This is a genomic window from Arthrobacter silviterrae, assembly GCF_011045165.1.
GTDB classification, from domain to species: domain Bacteria; phylum Actinomycetota; class Actinomycetes; order Actinomycetales; family Micrococcaceae; genus Specibacter; species Specibacter silviterrae.
In genome coordinates this window covers 1-15,922 of sequence record NZ_JAAKZI010000054.1, presented here as the reverse complement: position 1 = coordinate 15,922, position 15,922 = coordinate 1, and the positions used below count along the sequence as shown (strand labels likewise).

14 protein-coding genes are annotated in these 15,922 nt (G+C 62.9%); 2 read left to right on the top strand and 12 right to left on the bottom strand.

Annotation, left to right across the window (positions count from 1 at the left end; all coding sequences use genetic code 11):
* The 12 genes from G6N77_RS18825 to G6N77_RS18770 form a co-directional block, all read right to left on the bottom strand.
* A partial coding sequence (locus G6N77_RS18825) for a hypothetical protein (protein WP_205678429.1) occupies nucleotides 1-257 on the bottom strand: 257 nt, incomplete at its 3' end.
* Nucleotides 254-1,978, bottom strand: a complete 1,725-nt coding sequence (locus G6N77_RS18820) for a hypothetical protein (protein WP_165183703.1) — start codon at nucleotides 1,976-1,978, stop codon at nucleotides 254-256. The genes G6N77_RS18825 and G6N77_RS18820, both read right to left, overlap by 4 nt.
* A complete protein-coding gene (locus G6N77_RS18815) occupies nucleotides 1,975-3,465 on the bottom strand; it encodes a site-specific integrase (RefSeq protein WP_165183702.1) in 1,491 nt (496 codons plus the stop codon). The genes G6N77_RS18820 and G6N77_RS18815 overlap by 4 nt, the downstream gene beginning before the upstream one ends.
* Nucleotides 3,466-3,607: 142 nt before the next feature.
* Nucleotides 3,608-4,285: a DedA family protein gene (locus tag G6N77_RS18810; protein WP_306987183.1), complete on the bottom strand. Its 678-nt coding sequence runs from the start codon at nucleotides 4,283-4,285 to the stop codon at nucleotides 3,608-3,610.
* Between the two features lie 370 nt (nucleotides 4,286-4,655).
* Nucleotides 4,656-5,420, bottom strand: a complete 765-nt coding sequence (locus G6N77_RS18805) for a Kelch repeat-containing protein (RefSeq protein WP_165183701.1) — start codon at nucleotides 5,418-5,420, stop codon at nucleotides 4,656-4,658.
* Between the two features lie 311 nt (nucleotides 5,421-5,731).
* Nucleotides 5,732-6,757, bottom strand: coding sequence for a YncE family protein (locus G6N77_RS18800; protein ID WP_205678428.1), 1,026 nt, complete (start codon nucleotides 6,755-6,757; stop codon nucleotides 5,732-5,734).
* A gap of 360 nt (nucleotides 6,758-7,117) precedes the next feature.
* A complete protein-coding gene (locus tag G6N77_RS18795; protein WP_165183700.1) occupies nucleotides 7,118-7,681 on the bottom strand; it encodes a hypothetical protein in 564 nt (187 codons plus the stop codon).
* A gap of 1 nt (nucleotide 7,682) precedes the next feature.
* Nucleotides 7,683-8,654: an ABC transporter permease gene (locus G6N77_RS18790; RefSeq protein WP_165183699.1), complete on the bottom strand. Its 972-nt coding sequence runs from the start codon at nucleotides 8,652-8,654 to the stop codon at nucleotides 7,683-7,685.
* A complete protein-coding gene (locus tag G6N77_RS18785; RefSeq protein WP_165183698.1) occupies nucleotides 8,647-9,549 on the bottom strand; it encodes an ABC transporter permease in 903 nt (300 codons plus the stop codon). The genes G6N77_RS18790 and G6N77_RS18785 overlap by 8 nt, the downstream gene beginning before the upstream one ends.
* Nucleotides 9,546-10,283 (bottom strand): ABC transporter ATP-binding protein, encoded by a 738-nt coding sequence (locus tag G6N77_RS18780; RefSeq protein ID WP_165183697.1) that lies wholly within the window; start codon nucleotides 10,281-10,283, stop codon nucleotides 9,546-9,548. Before G6N77_RS18780 ends, G6N77_RS18785 begins: the two co-directional genes overlap by 4 nt.
* A gap of 229 nt (nucleotides 10,284-10,512) precedes the next feature.
* On the bottom strand, nucleotides 10,513-11,829 hold the full coding sequence (locus tag G6N77_RS18775) for an alpha/beta hydrolase (RefSeq protein ID WP_165183696.1): 1,317 nt from the start codon (nucleotides 11,827-11,829) through the stop codon (nucleotides 10,513-10,515).
* Nucleotides 11,830-12,027: 198 nt separating this feature from the next.
* Complete coding sequence (locus G6N77_RS18770; protein WP_240902428.1) at nucleotides 12,028-12,390, bottom strand: hypothetical protein; 363 nt, start codon at nucleotides 12,388-12,390, stop codon at nucleotides 12,028-12,030.
* A 173-nt stretch (nucleotides 12,391-12,563) separates the two neighbouring features.
* Between G6N77_RS18770 and G6N77_RS18765 the strand changes: the two genes are divergently transcribed.
* On the top strand, nucleotides 12,564-13,985 hold the full coding sequence (locus tag G6N77_RS18765; RefSeq protein ID WP_165183695.1) for a sensor histidine kinase: 1,422 nt from the start codon (nucleotides 12,564-12,566) through the stop codon (nucleotides 13,983-13,985).
* Between the two features lie 643 nt (nucleotides 13,986-14,628).
* Nucleotides 14,629-15,918 carry an ArnT family glycosyltransferase gene (locus G6N77_RS18760; RefSeq protein WP_165183694.1) on the top strand — a complete coding sequence of 430 codons (1,290 nt, stop codon included), beginning with the start codon at nucleotides 14,629-14,631 and terminating at the stop codon, nucleotides 15,916-15,918.
* Nucleotides 15,919-15,922: the final 4 nt, after the last annotated feature.

Sequence of the window (15,922 nt, the reverse complement as noted above, 5' to 3'; positions counted from 1 at the left end):
ACGTAGGCGACGTGTTTCGCCGAGTCACGGAACGCCACCGGCCAGCCATCAAATCTGAGCCGAGGCAAGGGACGTGAGGGATCGTCGGCCAGCGCATTCATCGGCCACACATCCGCACCGAACGGTGCAATCACCGCGTCTTGGCGGATGCGATGCGAGGCAATGCTGGCAGTGGCGTCGGAAGGATAATCGAGCAGGGGGGCGTCGTGGAGTGCGGCATCAGCCAGACTTTCCGCCTGGCCATGGGACTGGGTCATCGTGGTCCTTCCTGCCGCAAGGCGGCAATAATTGAGGGCCGGTGAGCTTTGACCTGATCAGCCGCTGCCAGCCGTTCCGCCGGGGAGTGGCGTTCGACTATCGACTTGAGCATGTAGTAGCGACGAGCAAACTTCCTCTCCCAGGCATCGCCCAGGGCATCCCTGAGGTCTTCCAACACATCCAAGGCTGCCAGTTGGCGCGGCAGCAGGCGCGAGACTGTGGCCGCGTTCTCGCAGTCAAGGCAATCGAGAAAGGAGAAGTACCCCGTCGTGCAGGGCAGTCCTGTCGTCGGTTTAGTTTCCGGGTCTCGGCAATTGGCAATGAGCGCGTCCTTCGACTCGCCGGAGTCCTGCCCTTCACGCATCCGATTCTGCACTTCAAGGCGTGCCCGGTCCATGGCTGTCTGGATGCCGGCGGCGGCTTCGAGCTGTTGTTCTGCCAGGGCGAGGGCGTCCGTACGGACGTAGTGGAGGTAGGTGGACGGATTGTGATCGGTGGGCTCCTTGGCAACGCCTTGATGGGGGACGCTGCGGCGCAGGCGTTGGAAATCAATGCGTATCCCTTCCGGAATCCATGATGCGCCGTTGCCGTCTCGGGTTCCCGCACCCTGTTGATGTGTTGCTGAGGGGACACCGAAGTGGGGCTTGTTCGCGGTGAAAGGCCACCGGATGAGCAGCCGCTGGGAGGGCTGGTTATTGTGGGCCAGCCACGTGCGTGCCGGCTCGGTCGCTTCGGCGATCATGCGCACGTCCCTGGCTGCCTGGTCGTTTCGATCAGTATTGTCCGTGAGGATCTCGGGCCAAAACCGTAGCCCGGGTCCCCGGCGCGGTTTGTCGAGATCAAGCTGTACCGTGTCGGCATCAATCTCGACGGGCATTCCCGACATCACGATGGGAGAGAGGTTCAACCCCCGATGGCAGGCCATCAGGACCGCGGCGGCCAGGACCTCATCACCGTCCAGGAAAAGATGTCGACGGGCCACGAATCGTTGACGGTAGTCATGCGGGCCCAAGGCGGCCAACGACCTAAATCCGGCCTTGCTTTGGGGCATCCCCAGGGTCATCAACTCGTGCAGGGCAAGGCCCTTCGCAGTGTCTGGCGCATTGCCTGCACCATGTTCAAGCGCTTCCAGATGCGCTGCATGAATCCGGGCATGCGCGTCTTCGATCACTTTTCGGGCCGCATCGCGGATCCTCACAAAGTCACGCTTGGAATACCTTTCAATCTGTGTTTCCGGCTTCGACCACCCCTGCCTCTTGTTGATCTCCCTCCGGGTCGCATCGGACGTAGTCCCTGCAAAGCGCAACAGCGTGCGCACCCTGTTGAAGTAATCGTCCACAGTGGTGCGGGATCTTAGCCGGAGCATTTCGGCGTGGTAACCGCGCAAATGGAAGGGCGTGATCTCGGCGATGAATTCCACCCGGGAAACCGACCGATCGGCGCTGGGCTCCTCCACGTACTTGAGGAAGTACGACAGTGCCCGCTTGATCGCCAAGACACTGAATGTTCTCCGCCCGCCCCTTTCGCTGGCACTCCAGGCAAGAACCGCTTGGGCGAAATCCCGGCGCAGGGTCTCCGCACCGGCCATTCTTGACAGATCCACACCATAGTTCGGGGCGTCCTCAAGGTGCAGCGTGACAGCCAGGCCAGGGCCTGCATCGCCGGAAGGGCCCGAGGCCTGCAGCCCTGTCGGAGGCTGCGCTGCCCGTTGTCCGCTCATGAGGTGTGGAAACCGATCAGCGGATTCGTGGCCGACACGTGGTCCCACATCTGTTCAATGGTGGCGCCCCGAAGCAAGCTTGATCGCCGCAACCCCTTAACTGGTTCCAGATAGACCCGTTTGGTGGTCTCAACGGAGGAGTGCCCGAGTAGGTCCCGAACCTCATCGAAGGCCTGGGCGTAGTTCATGACCGTGAAGGGTGATGCGTCGTCGAATCCAAGATGTTCATCAATGGCCCGGATGCCTGCCAGAAGCACAAAAAGGGCAAAGGTGAACCTCAAAGAATGCGGGGTCACCTTCACCGTGGGTGAAACAGCTCCCAGCAGAGTGCGCGCCGCCGTCACCCGGTCGTTGGCCGTATCAAACACTTTGTCCCACGAGGCTGCTTGCAGTGGACTTCCGTCCTCCTTCAGCCACAACCAGGCCGGCTCAAGTTGCTGGTCCTTGACCAGATACAGGCTCGCCCGGGCCCGCGCCGTCATCGTTTCCACGGACAAGACACGGCCATCAGTCAACCTGACACGCTGACCGGAACGGCTCTGGAGTACCTCAACGACCTCGAGCCGGCCCTTTACTTCGTCGTAACGACCCTCGGCTTGTGCACGCCGGATTGCATCGGTGCGTTCCCCGACCTTGTATTGGTGCAGGCTGGTCAGGCCAAGGTCATTCATCACCCTGTAGTGCCGTCGCACGCGGCCCTTGCCGACAATCGGAACTTCTTCCTCAATGCTGGTCCCGGGCTCAAATGCGAGCAATTTCCCAGCTTCATCCAGCCTGAGCCCGGTCGTCACGAGGTAGTCAGCAAAGGCAACATTTCGTGCCGTGTTGCGTGACCTTGCTGCCACATTTTGCAGACCAGCCACAATCCGCCCCTTCGGATCTCGCAAGGCGTCATAGCCTCGCAGACCCACGTCCCGCCACATCGCATACTCCCCAGGAGTAATCCATCGGTCCCGGGAAGTCCGTGCGTTCTTCTCGCGATGCCCTCCCACGGTGCCAGGGTCCAGGAGCCGGTCAGTATTTCCTGCCGGATTGTGCTCTATCCAGCCCTCCTTCGTTGCCCACTCATAGAAGTGCCGCAGGGCAGCCCAACCTTTGTTCCACGTTGCCGGGCCGACTAGTTTTGGGTTGCGGCTGTCGTAGACGCGCCAAATTTGGAAGGTGCGAACGTGCGAACGCTGTGCTTCAAACCATTCAACATCCTGGGTACCAAGGAAGGTGAACCACGTTCTCAGCTCCTTGGCGTAAGTCAACGCCGTTGATGGGCGGTCGGAGGGGTAGGCGTCCCGGAAGTAGTCGCCCAGCCTGTAGTCCACGAGTCCAGGGGAAATCAAGATGGGCTGACCGGGAACGATGCCGACGGCGGCCTCGCGGTCGGCGACGTTGCGCCACTCGTCAGCCAAGGGATGGAATCCACGGGGAACCTGGGAGGGCCCGCCTGAAATTCCAAGCACCCATGAGACCTTGCCGCTATCCGCCGCGTCCATAAGGCACATCCTAGCTAGACGTCAAAAGACGGGATCATTCGGCTCGCACGAACGCTCACGGATCGGGATGCCGAGGGCAGTTTCTGCGTCGTCGTCCTCGCGCCAAAGTGAGGTAGCCGCGGTACTGGGTTGCGGCTTGGTGTCATGGGCGCGAATCGAGTTGTATGGATTCCTTTGCCGGGTCCTTGGCAGCGGCGGGGTGGTGTTGGTCCTTGCGGTGTCTGCGTTGTTTTTGGATGTGCCAGGTGATGGCTCCGGCGATGACGATGCCGAGGATCGTGAAGGTTGTGATGTGGCCGAAGCTTTTTGCAAGGCTGAGGTAGGCGTTGCCTGCGAAGTATCCGAGCAGGACCACGGCGGTCCCCCAGATGGCACCTCCTGCGGCGTTGAAGAGCAGAAAGCGCCGATAGGGCATCCGGGATAATCCGGCCAGGGCCGGCATAACGGCCCGGAAAAAGGCGGTGAAACGGCCAAGAAAGACTGCCATGCCGCCGCGGCGTGCCAGTAGTTCACGCGCATTTTCCAATTTCTGCTGTCGCTTCCGCAGCAATCGAAGCTGTAATATCCGTGGTCCGAAGTGCCGCCCGACCTCGTAGCCGACAGTGTCACCGAGAATGGCTGCCAGAACTACCAGGACCGTGATCAGCCACAGGTCCAGTCGCTGCTGGCTCGCCAGGACGCCGCCGAGGATCGCTGCCGTTTCTCCGGGAAGGATGAACCCGATGAACAATGCGTCCTCGGCAAAGACCAAGGCGGTGATGAGCAAGTAGGCCACCACAGGACTAACCTGCAAGATTGCCCCGATCATCGTATTGATCACGGTCCCACCGTCCTCTCCGGGCTTGCCCCGAGCATTTCACAGGCGTGCTGAGAGGACCCTGAGGAGCTTGGGCTACCGCCACAGCGGTGCCCTGGTTGAGCCTTTGCTGACGGTTCAGTCGAGTTTTGCTCAGCCTCTAGGTAAATTTGTGGCAGCTCGGGCCGGCGGGAGAGGCGGGCCACCCAAGCCGCTGGCACTCGGACTGGGTTGCTCCTGCGTGGAGGTCTTGAGTACTTGCTAAGAACGGCACCGGACCATCACTACGAGCCAGCGCGGTCGTACACCGCTGGGAGGACCGCCGGGGCGGTTCCAGATGCTGCTGTTGCCCCTGGACTTGAATTTGTCCAGTAGGGCCAATCTCGGGCCGGGTCTAGTTGGTGGGCTGGATCCGGATGACCGTGCCCAGGGTCGTCGCACTTTCTCCGCCAAGCAGGTAGGCCGCACCGGAGACGACAGCGGCAGCGGGCATTGACACGGCCTGTGGCAGTGTCCCTGCCTTAACGACCGTTCCGGTTGTCGGATCCAGCCGCCAGATGATCGAACTTGGGTGGCCGTTGATGATGCCTCCGAGGACCAGCATGGTGCCCTTGATCACCACCGCCACGGCATGGTCCAGGGCTGCCGGGAGGTTTGCGGTGACGGTCGCGGCGCCGGTCGCGAGGCTTATCCGCTGAATGGCGGTCGTCGGGGCTGTCCCTCGGTCTCCGCCGATGACCCATAGATAGTTGCCCATGGCAGCGGCCGCGCCGTAACGGACTGGTACGGGTAGTGTGGCGATGGTTTTGAAGGCGGTTCCGTCAGTGGTGGCCAGCACCGACGAATCCGGTTTCGCACCATCAAAGCCCCCGACCACGTAGGCGGTGCCGGTTCCGTTGCCTGCCACGGTTAGGTCTGCGCGCAGCCGGGGCAGGCGCCCAATGATCGTTGACGATGCCTGGCCGGGGGTATAGGCCTGCACTGCGCCAAGGACTGTCTCAGCGCCGCCGCCAAAGACGACGTAGCGGGATCCCAGTCGGGCGCCACCGGCGTCGTGGACCGGTTGGGACAGTGTTGCGATGCGAGTGGATTTACCGGTGGAAGGGTTGATGCGCAGGATGTCCGCGGAGGAGGTCCCCGAGGGGGTGAGCCCACCCATGAGCAGAAGGGTCGTGCCCTCAGGCAGTGCGACGGCACGCGATAGGGGGTTTGGCAGCCGCCACGGAAGCTCTGTGGCAGTGAAATGGGTGGGTGCGGCCGCTGGGGTGGGCGTCTGCCCCGCGGCAGCCACCGCAGTGCGGCTGGGAATGGCTGGGGAGGCCGCTGCCGGGTGGGTGGGGGCATTTGGTGGGCTGCACGCCGTGAGCGCCACGGATACGGCCAGGATCAAAGCGGCCAGACGGTGCCGTGGCAAGGTAGATCCCGTGGAACACGAAAGGCATATTTCATTTGACATGGATGGTGGTTTCCTTACCGTGTTATTCCTGTGTGCCCCAGGCTGTAACGACCCGGTTGGGGCCAGATGCACAGGCCGTGCGGTTGGCGGCCTACCGGGATCTTGCGGATCAACGCACCGTCCTTGGTGGAGAGAACATACACGACGCTGTCGTAGCGGCCGGAGAGCCATAATTGCGATCCGTCAGCGTTCACATTGCCCATGTCCGGACTGCCCCCACCGGGTATATGCCATTTTGTGACGGCGGCTCCGGTGTACGCATCGAGCACGCTGATGCTTCCTTCCAACCGGTTCGTCACGTATAAAAGCTTGGCATCACGGGAGAAGTACAGCCCGTGTGCGCCCTTCCCGGTGCGAATGAACCGTTCCACCCGGGTGGCAGCCCCGTCAAGGACCCACAGTCCGCCCTCGTCGGAGTCGGCGATAAAGTAACAAGAGCCGTCCGGGGCGATCTTGATGTCTTGGGGCCCCATGTGGGTGTTCCTGTGTGGCATGTCGATGGTACGCAGCACCCGGTGCGAGACGACGTCGACCACGGCCACGCGGCCTGAAAATTCCGCCGTGAACACGGCAGTGCGGCCGTCCAGGGAAAAGTCGGCATGGTCGATTCCGGCACATCCGGGGACTTTCGTGATCCCCTGCTGGCGCCAGGTGTGGGGGTCGTACCAGACAAGTTCCGCCCTGACTTCGGCCACAACGATGGCGAAGCGCCCGTCAGGAGTGAAGTACAGGTTGTAAGGGGCGATTGCCGGGATCGGCTTTCCCGGCAGGCCCGTGCGCGGGTCGAACGGCAACAGCTGGTTGCTGATGTCAGCGGTGGCGTAGAGCGTGCGCATGTCGTAGGAGGGGACCACATGTTGGGGCTCCTTGCCGACCGGATATTTTGCCACCACGGCGAAAGTCGACGGATCGATGACCCAGACGTCGCCGGAGATGTTGTGGGGAACGTAGACCAGCGGCCGGTCCGCTTTGACGGCTTCGGTGAGCATGTTGGCGCCGGCCAGTGCGTATACGTTGTGCGGATCGGTGACCGGCGGCATGCCGGGCAATCCTGCCGCCGCGGGTGAAGGCTTGGGCCGCGTTGGCATTGACGGCGCTGGTGGATGCACGGCGCTGGTGGCAACGACTTTTGGGGTATTGGTGCATCCAGTCAGGGCTGCCGCACCGAGGGCTCCAACCCCCAGGGTCAACATCCGGCGCCGGGGCATCCCCCTTTCATGCTCGTTCATGGCAATCCTTTCCCCTGCCACTGCTCTGGGCTGTCCGCGTGAATCGCGGGTTTAGTCTGGCTTCGCCATTCACTGGTTCCATTGTGAACCCAAGTCTGCCGGCGTCTAATGGAATCACCATGGTGGAAGCTGTGCAGCCCCTGGGTGTACGTGGCGGCCGCGGTAGTTGCTTTAGCCCCCAACGACTTCCCCTGTTCCCACGGATTTCGTGGCTGTTCCCGACGCGGTGGCGTAGCCGGTGGCGTGGGCGAGGATGGTGATGGTGACTTTGTTTGTCGAGCTTCGGTAGAGGCTGTATTTGTTGTCCGGGTAGTGGCCGGGACCGGCGCCGTTGTCGAAGTAGATGGTTTCCTTCTGCCCCGGGGCGAGGGTGAGACCGGTGAGTTTTTGGTAGTAGGACTCGGACTTTCCGCTGGTGGTGTCTTTCATCGTGTAGTAGACGGCCAGGCCTGTCATCGGTTCGGTGGATGAATTTGTGAGGTCGAACTGCAGCCGGTCTGCCACGGGGGCTTTCGTCGTCGGATTGACGTTGTTTTCGGCGATGGCATTCGTAATGGTTAGGCCGGGTTTGGTGCCGGTGGTTGGCATGGGGTTTGAGGTGACGGGTAGGACGGTCACCGCTGAGCTGCTCACCGCTGGTTGGGCGGGGTTTGTGTTGGAGCCGCAGGCAGCCAAGGAGCCGAGTGCGATCAGGGCTGCGGCCGCAACGGAGGCGGGGCGGAGGAAGTTTTTCATGTCAGGGGGCCTTTCGTAGGATGGTTTTCTTGGTGGCGGCCAGCAGTGCTGCACTGACGGAGAGGGCTAGTCCGGCCAGGAGCCAGAGGGTGTTGTTGAATGTTCCGGCCCAGATGAATCCCAGGGGTTGTTGGTTGTATTCGGTTTTGATGCCCAGGTAGGCGAACGTGGCACGTTCGTATTGTTTGGTCACTGAGCTTTGTTCGATCAGGTCCCGGGTGGTTTCGTAGCCGGTGAAGTGGGCCATGACAGCTTGTTCATGGGATGCATCGACTTGCAGGGACGCGAAAAGACCGCCGGGAATCTGGTTGTCCGGGTCCATGGTGTCCCCGATTTGGGGGATGATCAGGACCACGATCAGCCAAAGGACCAGCGCCAGGATCAGCCCGGTTCCGGTGCGGCGGGTTAGCGAGGCCAGAGCCATAGCCAGCAGTGACCAGATGATGAGGTACGCGATGGTGTGCGCTGCGGCCAGGGCTAGACGGAGGTAGTCCCCGCCTTGAAGTGGTGCGTTGCCCACGAGCAGCAACGTGGCGGTGATGACGATGAACAGGCCCGTCACGGTGGCTGTCCAAAGAAGGACCAGGGCGAGGATTTTTCCTCCCGCGAAGGCATACCGTCCCAGGGGGCGGCTGAAAATCAATTGCAGCGTGCCCCGTCCCTTTTCCTTGGTGATCATTGAATACCCGAGCACGACGGCGAACAGGCTTCCGATGATTTCCAAGTATTCAATTCCGCCCCGGAGCATTTGCAGGGGAAACAGTTGCGGGGCAGGGACAGCGGCTGCATTGCCTGACGCGGCCAGGGCATCGAGGTAGTGGTGGTAGTCGGCGATCTTGAGGCGGAAGTCCGCTGAGGCTACAACCACGGACAGGACGACAGTGACGGCCAGGAATGCGAACAGCACGACCATGAAACGGTTGCGGCGCAGGTCCGTGAGCTCCTTGTGAGCCAGGGTCAGCGTTTCAGTCATGGAGTTCACTCCTCATCCGTACCCGGCCGGTCATGGTGGCGGCGGCGCAGCCGGCCGCGGCGAAGGCGGCGATGATCAGGAGGCCGCTGGTCATGGTGCCGGTGGCCTGCGGGTCGGAAAGGATCAACGCGCTGACGTGCTTGAATTGTTCGCCCAGCGACAGCGGGGCGACCAGGCTGCTGGTGACGGCGAAGAATCCGGATTGGGCGGCAGGCGGTGCGGCCACGGGGTTGAGCAGGGAGACCGGATGGGCTGCCGTGCCCAGCAGCGGCAAGATGAAAATCATCACGCTCCAAATCACGATGGGTACGAGCAGTGCTGTGGTGGAGGAGGACGAGCAGATCCCGGAGGCCATGCCCAGGCCCACGAAGGGGAGCATAAACAGCCACGCCACGGCGTAGAGGCTGGCAATCCGTGCCCCGTCATCGAAGGACATGGCATGGCCGGTCACGATGCTGATGCATCCGATGTTGATCACTGCCGATACAGCCAGCAGAGCCAGGATGAATAACGCCAACCCGGTGAGTTTCGCCCCCAGATAGTGGGAGGGGCGCACGTCGCGGGAGAGGATCAGGTCCGCGGTCCGGGCCTGCCGGTCCCGCAACGTGGAGCGGACACCGATGACGATGGCCAGCAGCGCCCCGATGAGGACAATGTAGATGACCGTGTTGCGTGCGTAGTACAGCGGTGAGAGCGCATCAAAGGGGTTGGGCGCCGTGGTCAGGCCCTGGCGCACCACTTCACGGTAAACCCCTGCCACACTCGCCCGCGCCGAGGAACCAATGAATGCCGACGCGGCAATCATGCCCACAAAGACGGCCAGCAGCAGCTGGGGAAGCCGCTCACGAGCCGTACACAGGAGCTCCTGGATGATGATTGCGGTCCACCGGTTCATGAGCGTTGGCCTGCTTCAATGTGGAGGTAAATATCCTCCAGGGACTCCTGGCCCGGGAAGGAATCTAGGGTTGCCGCCACGGAGTCTTGGTAGATCAGGGTCCCCGAGCTGAGGATCCCAATGCTCGTGCAGGTTTTCGTCACTTCCGCCAGCAGGTGGGTGTTCATGAAGATTGTCATGCCCAGATCGGTGTTCAAGGCAATGATGATCTCGCGCAGTCTTGCCACACCTTGGGGATCAAGTCCTGACGTGGGCTCATCGAGGAAGAGCACGGAGGGATTATGCACAATGGCCTGGGCAATGCCTGCCCGTTGGCGCATCCCCTTGCTAAAGGTGCCCATCCGGTGGTTTTCCCGACCGGTAAAGTCCAAGAATTCCAGGACATCTCGAATCCGGGCTCCCGGGGCCCGGACTCCGGAGAGGCGGGCAAAGAAAAGCAGGTTTTCAGCCAAGGTGAGATTGTCGTAGAACTGGACGTTTTCGGGCAGGTAGCCAATGCTGCGACGTACCTGGTTTGACGCCGTCGCAATGTCGTGGCCACCGATCACCGCAGTCCCCGAGGAGGGCTCCATCAATGTGGTGAGGAGGTTGACGATCGTGGTTTTCCCGGCACCGTTGTGGCCCAGCAAGCCAAAGATTTCCCCTGACGGGACGGAAAGGGTCAACTCGTTCAACGCCTGGTGGGAACCATACCGTTTGGTCAGTGCAGTAGTGGATATTGCTGTATCAGTCATGACATCGCACACTACGGGGCGACGGATAAGAGGAGCCTGAGACTGCCAGGAACCGGACGGAACCCTCATGAACTCCCGACCGGCATGAGGCAAACCGCGTCCCTGAAACACTCGTGACCGGATCAATTGTGCGCGGACCTTTGTGTGCCCGGCGGGTTCTGGTCCCTCATCAGCAGCTCGTGCCGGGATGTCCGACGGGCTATGCCCGCGGCGGTGCGCACAGAAGCGGTCAGGGGGCCAGGCCGAGCCGGGGGGCCAGCCAGTTCAGGGCGGGCCCCAGGGAGTTTAGGGGCACGGCCCAGGAGTGCCCGGCACCTGGCACGCTGTGGGTGGTGACGGTCATGCCGGCGGTCCGGGCAGCTGCGGAGACGAGGTTCTGGTAGCCGGTGAACCGTCCGTCTTGGGCGCCGGCGGCAAAGTAGATCCAGCTGTCTGTGTAGTGGGTCTTCGCCATCATGGCCAGGGGAGTGAGGGCGTTGAACGCGGCCGTGTTGCCGCCGAAGGCGGCCTGAATGGTGGCGGACCGGTTCGCGGAGATGGCTGGTTCGGCTTCGCCACTCAGATCAATGGCCGATGGATAGGTGCCCGGGTGTAGGGCAGCCATTTGCAGTGCGCAGGTCCCGCCGAAGGAGAAGCCGCCAATGGCCCAGTGCCGCGGATTCAGGTCGACAGAAAGGGTGTTCTTGATCCACGCCGGAACGTCTACGGCAAGGTAAGTGTCGGCTTTGGCGATCTTCGAATCCATGCACATGGTGTTCCCGGAGTGGGTGCCGTTGACATCAGGGATCACGACCACCGGTGCCAGTCCCTGGTGGGCTGCGGCGAACGCGTCTATGGTCGCCTGCAGTCCGCCGGCTTTCAGCCAGTCGGCGGGGGAGCCGGGCTGTCCCGTGATGAGGACCAGCACCGGCAGCAACGGCCTCTGGTGTGCTTGATAGGCCGGGGGTAGGTAGACGTAGCCGGTTCGTGCGGTGAAACCGGACACGCGGCCGGGGATCTGGACCGAATTCACTGTCCCCGTCAGGGGCAGCCCGGCTGGCTTCACCCAACGGTTCACGACCGGACTGTTGACCGGGGCAGCCGGGGCAAGGATATGACGGCCGTTGGCGCCGGAGAATGCCAGGGGTGCGATGTTTGCTGTGCTGGCCCCGGTGAGGTCACCGATGGTGCGGTACGCGCCAAAGTACACGTTGACCTGCGCGGCAACGGCGACCACCACCACGGCCATGGCCACGGGCGCCAGGAGTCTGCGCCACCATCGTCCGACGGCCAGGTTCAGCACCATAAGCAGGATGGCGAAGATACCTGTCCCTATCCACGCGATCACCTGCAGCGGAAGGTCATAGGCGCTCAGCCCGGCAACATTGACCACATACCAGTTGGCGGCCCAGGCCAGGACGGCCGCCAAGAGGGCGGCAGCCACCACGCCAAGAATCCATCCCCGGCCTCGGCGCAGAAGCAGCGCGGCCCCTGATAAGCAGGCCAGAACAGCCAACAACACCGGAAACGGGCCTGAAAGCAGATCGATGTTGGAGATGATGCCCATGTCAATCGTGTCCTGGTGTTAGAAAGGATGGAACTCGGCCTACGAGGCGCCGGGTACGGCATGAACGGGAATGGCCCGGACAGGTTGGGGGGTCCCGCCGGGCCATTCGGTCTCGTCTCAGCAAGCCCTGGGTGAGGGGCTGTGCGTGATTATCCAGTGGCGCCTCCTTCCGTCTCGCTTGCCGGTGGCCTGACCGGGTTAGGGGGATCCGGGCAGATCACCGGGATCTGTGTGGTTCCCGGTCTGCTGGATGTTGGGTCCGGTGTCGCCGGCCTTCTCGCCCGGGTCCGTGGCTTCCGTGGCGCCGGCGGCATCCGCTGTGTCCCCTGCAGTGGGTTTGTCCTTGGCGCCGGGGACATCCGGGGTGTCGCCGGGGGTGGGAGCGTCCTTGGTCTGCTGGACCGAGTGGGACGAAGGTGTCGGCCCAGGGGTGGCGGCGCTGGCTGCACCAACGCCGAGCCCGGCCAGTGCCATCACGCCCACCGCGCCCATGAGTACCTTCTTCCTCATCTCCATTCCCGAGATCCGGGCCTTGAAGGTGGTGTCCTTGTGGTCAGTCATCGTTCTCTCCTTTCGTCGCGGGCCTGTGTGGCTTCCGCTGCCATTCGGGGTGGATGGCGTAACTCCACTGTGCCCGGGGGCCACTGAGAGGAAGCCAAGCGAACTTGAGGAGACGCTGAGAAGGCGTGCCCGGTGATTGTGCAAATGGCGGCCGGCGCGGGCATTGTTGAACCATGACACCACTTCGCCTGAGGCCACCCACGTCCCCACGAGAGGGCCGGCGTGTCTGGGGCGTGCGCAAAAGGGCGACGGCGACTGCCGTCGTCGTGGTCGCCCTCGCCCTGCTCATCGGAGGGCTGCTGCTCCTGGTACTCCTGCAGGCTTCGCTGATCTCGACCACCCAAAGGGCCGCATCCGCCAAGGCTTCCGATGTGGTGGCAATGATCACGAGCCAGGACGTCGCCGAGGCCGGGCAGGCCCTGGCCAACACCGCGCACAGTGGCCAGTACGTGCAGATCATCAGCCCGGGCGGGGCCGTGGTGGCCTCCTCGGAACGCTCGACTGAGGCCAAGGCGCTCTCAGAGCTGCGCCCGGGACCGGGACAAACCCTGAGCCAGAATGTTTCCAGCCTGCAAAGCATCGGTGACAGCGATGCGTTCCTGATCGTCGCCCAAGGAGTGTCCACGGTGCAGGGGACTTACACTGTGGTCGTGGCCTCCACCGTCCAGGCCCAGTCCGACACGGTCGCCACGGTAGCCTGGTTCCTCCTGGGAGCAACCCCCCTGCTGGTCATAGTGGTGGGCTCCTCGGTGTGGATCCTGGTGGGCAGGTCCCTGCGCCAGGTCGAACGCATCCGCGGCCAAGTCGCTGGCATCAACGCCAGCCGCCTGAACGAACGGGTGGAAGTCCCCGCTACCAACGACGAAATTCACCAGCTGGCACTGACCATGAACACCATGCTCGACCGGCTCCAAGCCTCCGACGCCGAACAGCGACGGTTCGTCTCCGATGCCAGCCACGAACTGCGCAGCCCGCTGGCCACCATCAGCGCCGGGCTGGAAATCGCTGCCGCAGACCCGAGCGGTGACACCTGGATCGAACTGGAGGCCATGCTCAGCGGGGAAACGGCACGCATGCGCTACCTCGTCGATGACCTGCTGACCCTGGCCAAAGCCAACGACGGAGGCACACGCACGACGTTCCAGGACGTCGACCTCGACGACGTGCTGGACACCGAAATCCGCCGCCTGCGCTCCCTGAGCCCCCACCACATCAGCGCCACCCTCACCCCCGCCAGGGTCAGCGGGGATGCTCACCGCCTCGGACAGGTCCTGCGCAACGTCCTGGACAACGCCAACCGTCACGCCCGATCCACCATCACCATCACACTCACCACCGACCACGACGGGGCCCGCGTGGTCATTGACAACGACGGCGACCTTGTCCCTGAAGCGCAGCGGGGAAGGATCTTTGAGCGCTTCGTGCGACTTGATCAGAGCCGCTCGCGCGAAAGCGGCGGCAGCGGGCTCGGCCTGGCGATCGCCGCCAGCATCATGACAGCCCACCACGGCGTCATCACCACCACCGAGGCCCCGACAGGGGACTGCCGCTTCGAACTGCGGCTGCCCCTGGCCGCTGACAACCAGATCCCATGACCGGGCACCTCCAGCCACAGGCCGCCGCTACCTCCGTCAGGGGTCCAGGGCGCCCTCCTCGGAGCAGTCCCTCCGGTGTGAACGGGTGACACGCTGAACGCAGGGTCGAGCAGCCAAGGTCCCTTCAAACACGCCGCGGGCACCGCGAAACCCTGGAGACACCGCGCCGAGACACCGCTTCGATCGTGACGACCGCGCGCATGTACATGGCCGCCAACGCACGAAGCGCCTGCTGGCCAGGCGGACCGGGTTGATACCAGCTTCCCGGCACCAACTGTCCCATCGGTCCACAAAGGGTGCCGTCGTTCTCCCCCACTTCAGGGCGCGGCCCTGTGAACCATGCCTCGGCCGGCCCGGTGGACTTGCGCAGATCCGCGGTGCGCCCGCAAATCCCGAGCACGGATGAACCAGACCAGCTGCCAGCCCGATCTTGCACTCAGCGCTATCTCAACCACTCTGGGTTTGTCCTCAGCAACCGCGTGGCACAGTGAGGGAAAAGCACTTCCTGCCTGATGCCACCGCGTCACGGACAAGGATGCGGCCGAGGCAAGAACGGCGACGGGAGGAAGCAGTGGCGATATCAATGGCAACCGTTCCCGCCCTTCCGACGCAAAAGCGTCCGGCAGCGCCGTCCATTACGACTTTGCCACAGCCACGGTGGGTGCCATGGGCGCTGACACTCTTGCTGGCCCTTACGGCGGTACTGTACACCTGGAACATTGGCGTCGGAGGGTACTCGGACTACTATGCCACCGCGGTCAAAAGCATGTCAGTGAGCTGGAAGGCGTTCTTTTTCGGTGCTTTCGACCCGCAGGGGACCATCACGCTGGACAAGCTCGCCGGGTTCCTTCTCCCGCAGGCCCTCTCAGCCAGGATTTTCGGTTTTAGCCCGGCATCCCTGGCGTTGCCGCAGATCATCGAAGGACTGGTTACCGTCCTTTCCAGTTACCTGCTCATCCGCAAATGGGCAGGATGGGCCACGGCTCTGGCTGGGGCCGTGATCATGGCATCCACGCCTCTGCTCGTGTCGATGTATTCCCATCCCATGGAAGACTCCCTGCTCACCATGTGCACCACGTTGGCGGTCCTGGCTTTCCAGCACAGCCTGGACACGCACAAGACCAGATACCTGTTGCTATGCGGCGCCATGGTCGGAATCGGCTTTCAAGCCAAAATGATGCAGGCCTGGCTCATCCTCCCTGCCCTGGCCGCCGTGTACCTGCTCATGCGGACGGTCCCGCTGCGCAAGAGCATCCGTGACCTCCTCCTCGCCGCTGGCGTGACCGCTGCAGTCTCCCTGTCATGGATGAGCGCAATTGCCCTCGTGCCGGCAACCGAGCGGCCCTACATTGATGGAAGCGTGAACAACAACATCTTCTCCATGGTCTTCGGCTACAACGGATTCAACAGGTTCATCCCGGGTCTCCTGCCCGGGGCACTGGGAGCAGACCCGGCGGCGGGCGCCTCGGGGACGACGGCCATCACTGCTGCTGCGCTGGTATCCCATACCCCCATCAAGCTTCTCCTGCCCGCGGACGCCAGCCAGATCGGCTGGCTCTACCCGTTGGCCTTGGTCGGCATCGTCGTGGGACTGACCCAGCTGCGCGCGTCCCCAACCGGTCACGGACCAACACTCCACGGTCCGGCTCAACAGCTAAAGTCCGGCATCCTGCTCTCCGTGGCCTGGCTCGTAAGTGTCGGCTCCGTCTTGGGGGTGATGGCACTGCCGCACACCGCATATCTCGCGGCCCTGACGCTGCCGCTGGCCGCGTTGGCCGCGATGGGTGCCAAATTGCTGTGGCACACGTTTAACCAGGCCACCGGGCGCGTCCGCTATGCTTTGCCTGCTCTTGTGCTGGTGCAAAGTCTTTGGGCGGCTGGGTTGAGCCTTGCCTACCCCGGATTTCTCTCTTTTATCCCGAATTCGGGATAAAAGA

What these genes read in the sequence shown, in the direction of transcription:
- G6N77_RS18820 (WP_165183703.1), bottom strand. Translation starts at nt 1,978, where the DNA reads ATGAGCGGACAACGGGCAGCGCAGCCTCCGACAGGGCTGCAGGCCTCG.
- G6N77_RS18815 (WP_165183702.1), bottom strand. Translation starts at nt 3,465, where the DNA reads ATGGACGCGGCGGATAGCGGCAAGGTCTCATGGGTGCTTGGAATTTCA.
- G6N77_RS18805 (WP_165183701.1), bottom strand. Translation starts at nt 5,420, where the DNA reads ATGGGTGGGCTCACCCCCTCGGGGACCTCCTCCGCGGACATCCTGCGC.
- G6N77_RS18800 (WP_205678428.1), bottom strand. Translation starts at nt 6,757, where the DNA reads ATGCCGCCGGTCACCGATCCGCACAACGTATACGCACTGGCCGGCGCC.
- G6N77_RS18795 (WP_165183700.1), bottom strand. Translation starts at nt 7,681, where the DNA reads ATGAAAAACTTCCTCCGCCCCGCCTCCGTTGCGGCCGCAGCCCTGATC.
- G6N77_RS18790 (WP_165183699.1), bottom strand. Translation starts at nt 8,654, where the DNA reads ATGACTGAAACGCTGACCCTGGCTCACAAGGAGCTCACGGACCTGCGC.
- G6N77_RS18785 (WP_165183698.1), bottom strand. Translation starts at nt 9,549, where the DNA reads ATGAACCGGTGGACCGCAATCATCATCCAGGAGCTCCTGTGTACGGCT.
- G6N77_RS18780 (WP_165183697.1), bottom strand. Translation starts at nt 10,283, where the DNA reads ATGACTGATACAGCAATATCCACTACTGCACTGACCAAACGGTATGGT.
- G6N77_RS18775 (WP_165183696.1), bottom strand. Translation starts at nt 11,829, where the DNA reads ATGGGCATCATCTCCAACATCGATCTGCTTTCAGGCCCGTTTCCGGTG.
- G6N77_RS18770 (WP_240902428.1), bottom strand. Translation starts at nt 12,390, where the DNA reads ATGACTGACCACAAGGACACCACCTTCAAGGCCCGGATCTCGGGAATG.
- G6N77_RS18765 (WP_165183695.1), top strand. Translation starts at nt 12,564, where the DNA reads ATGACACCACTTCGCCTGAGGCCACCCACGTCCCCACGAGAGGGCCGG.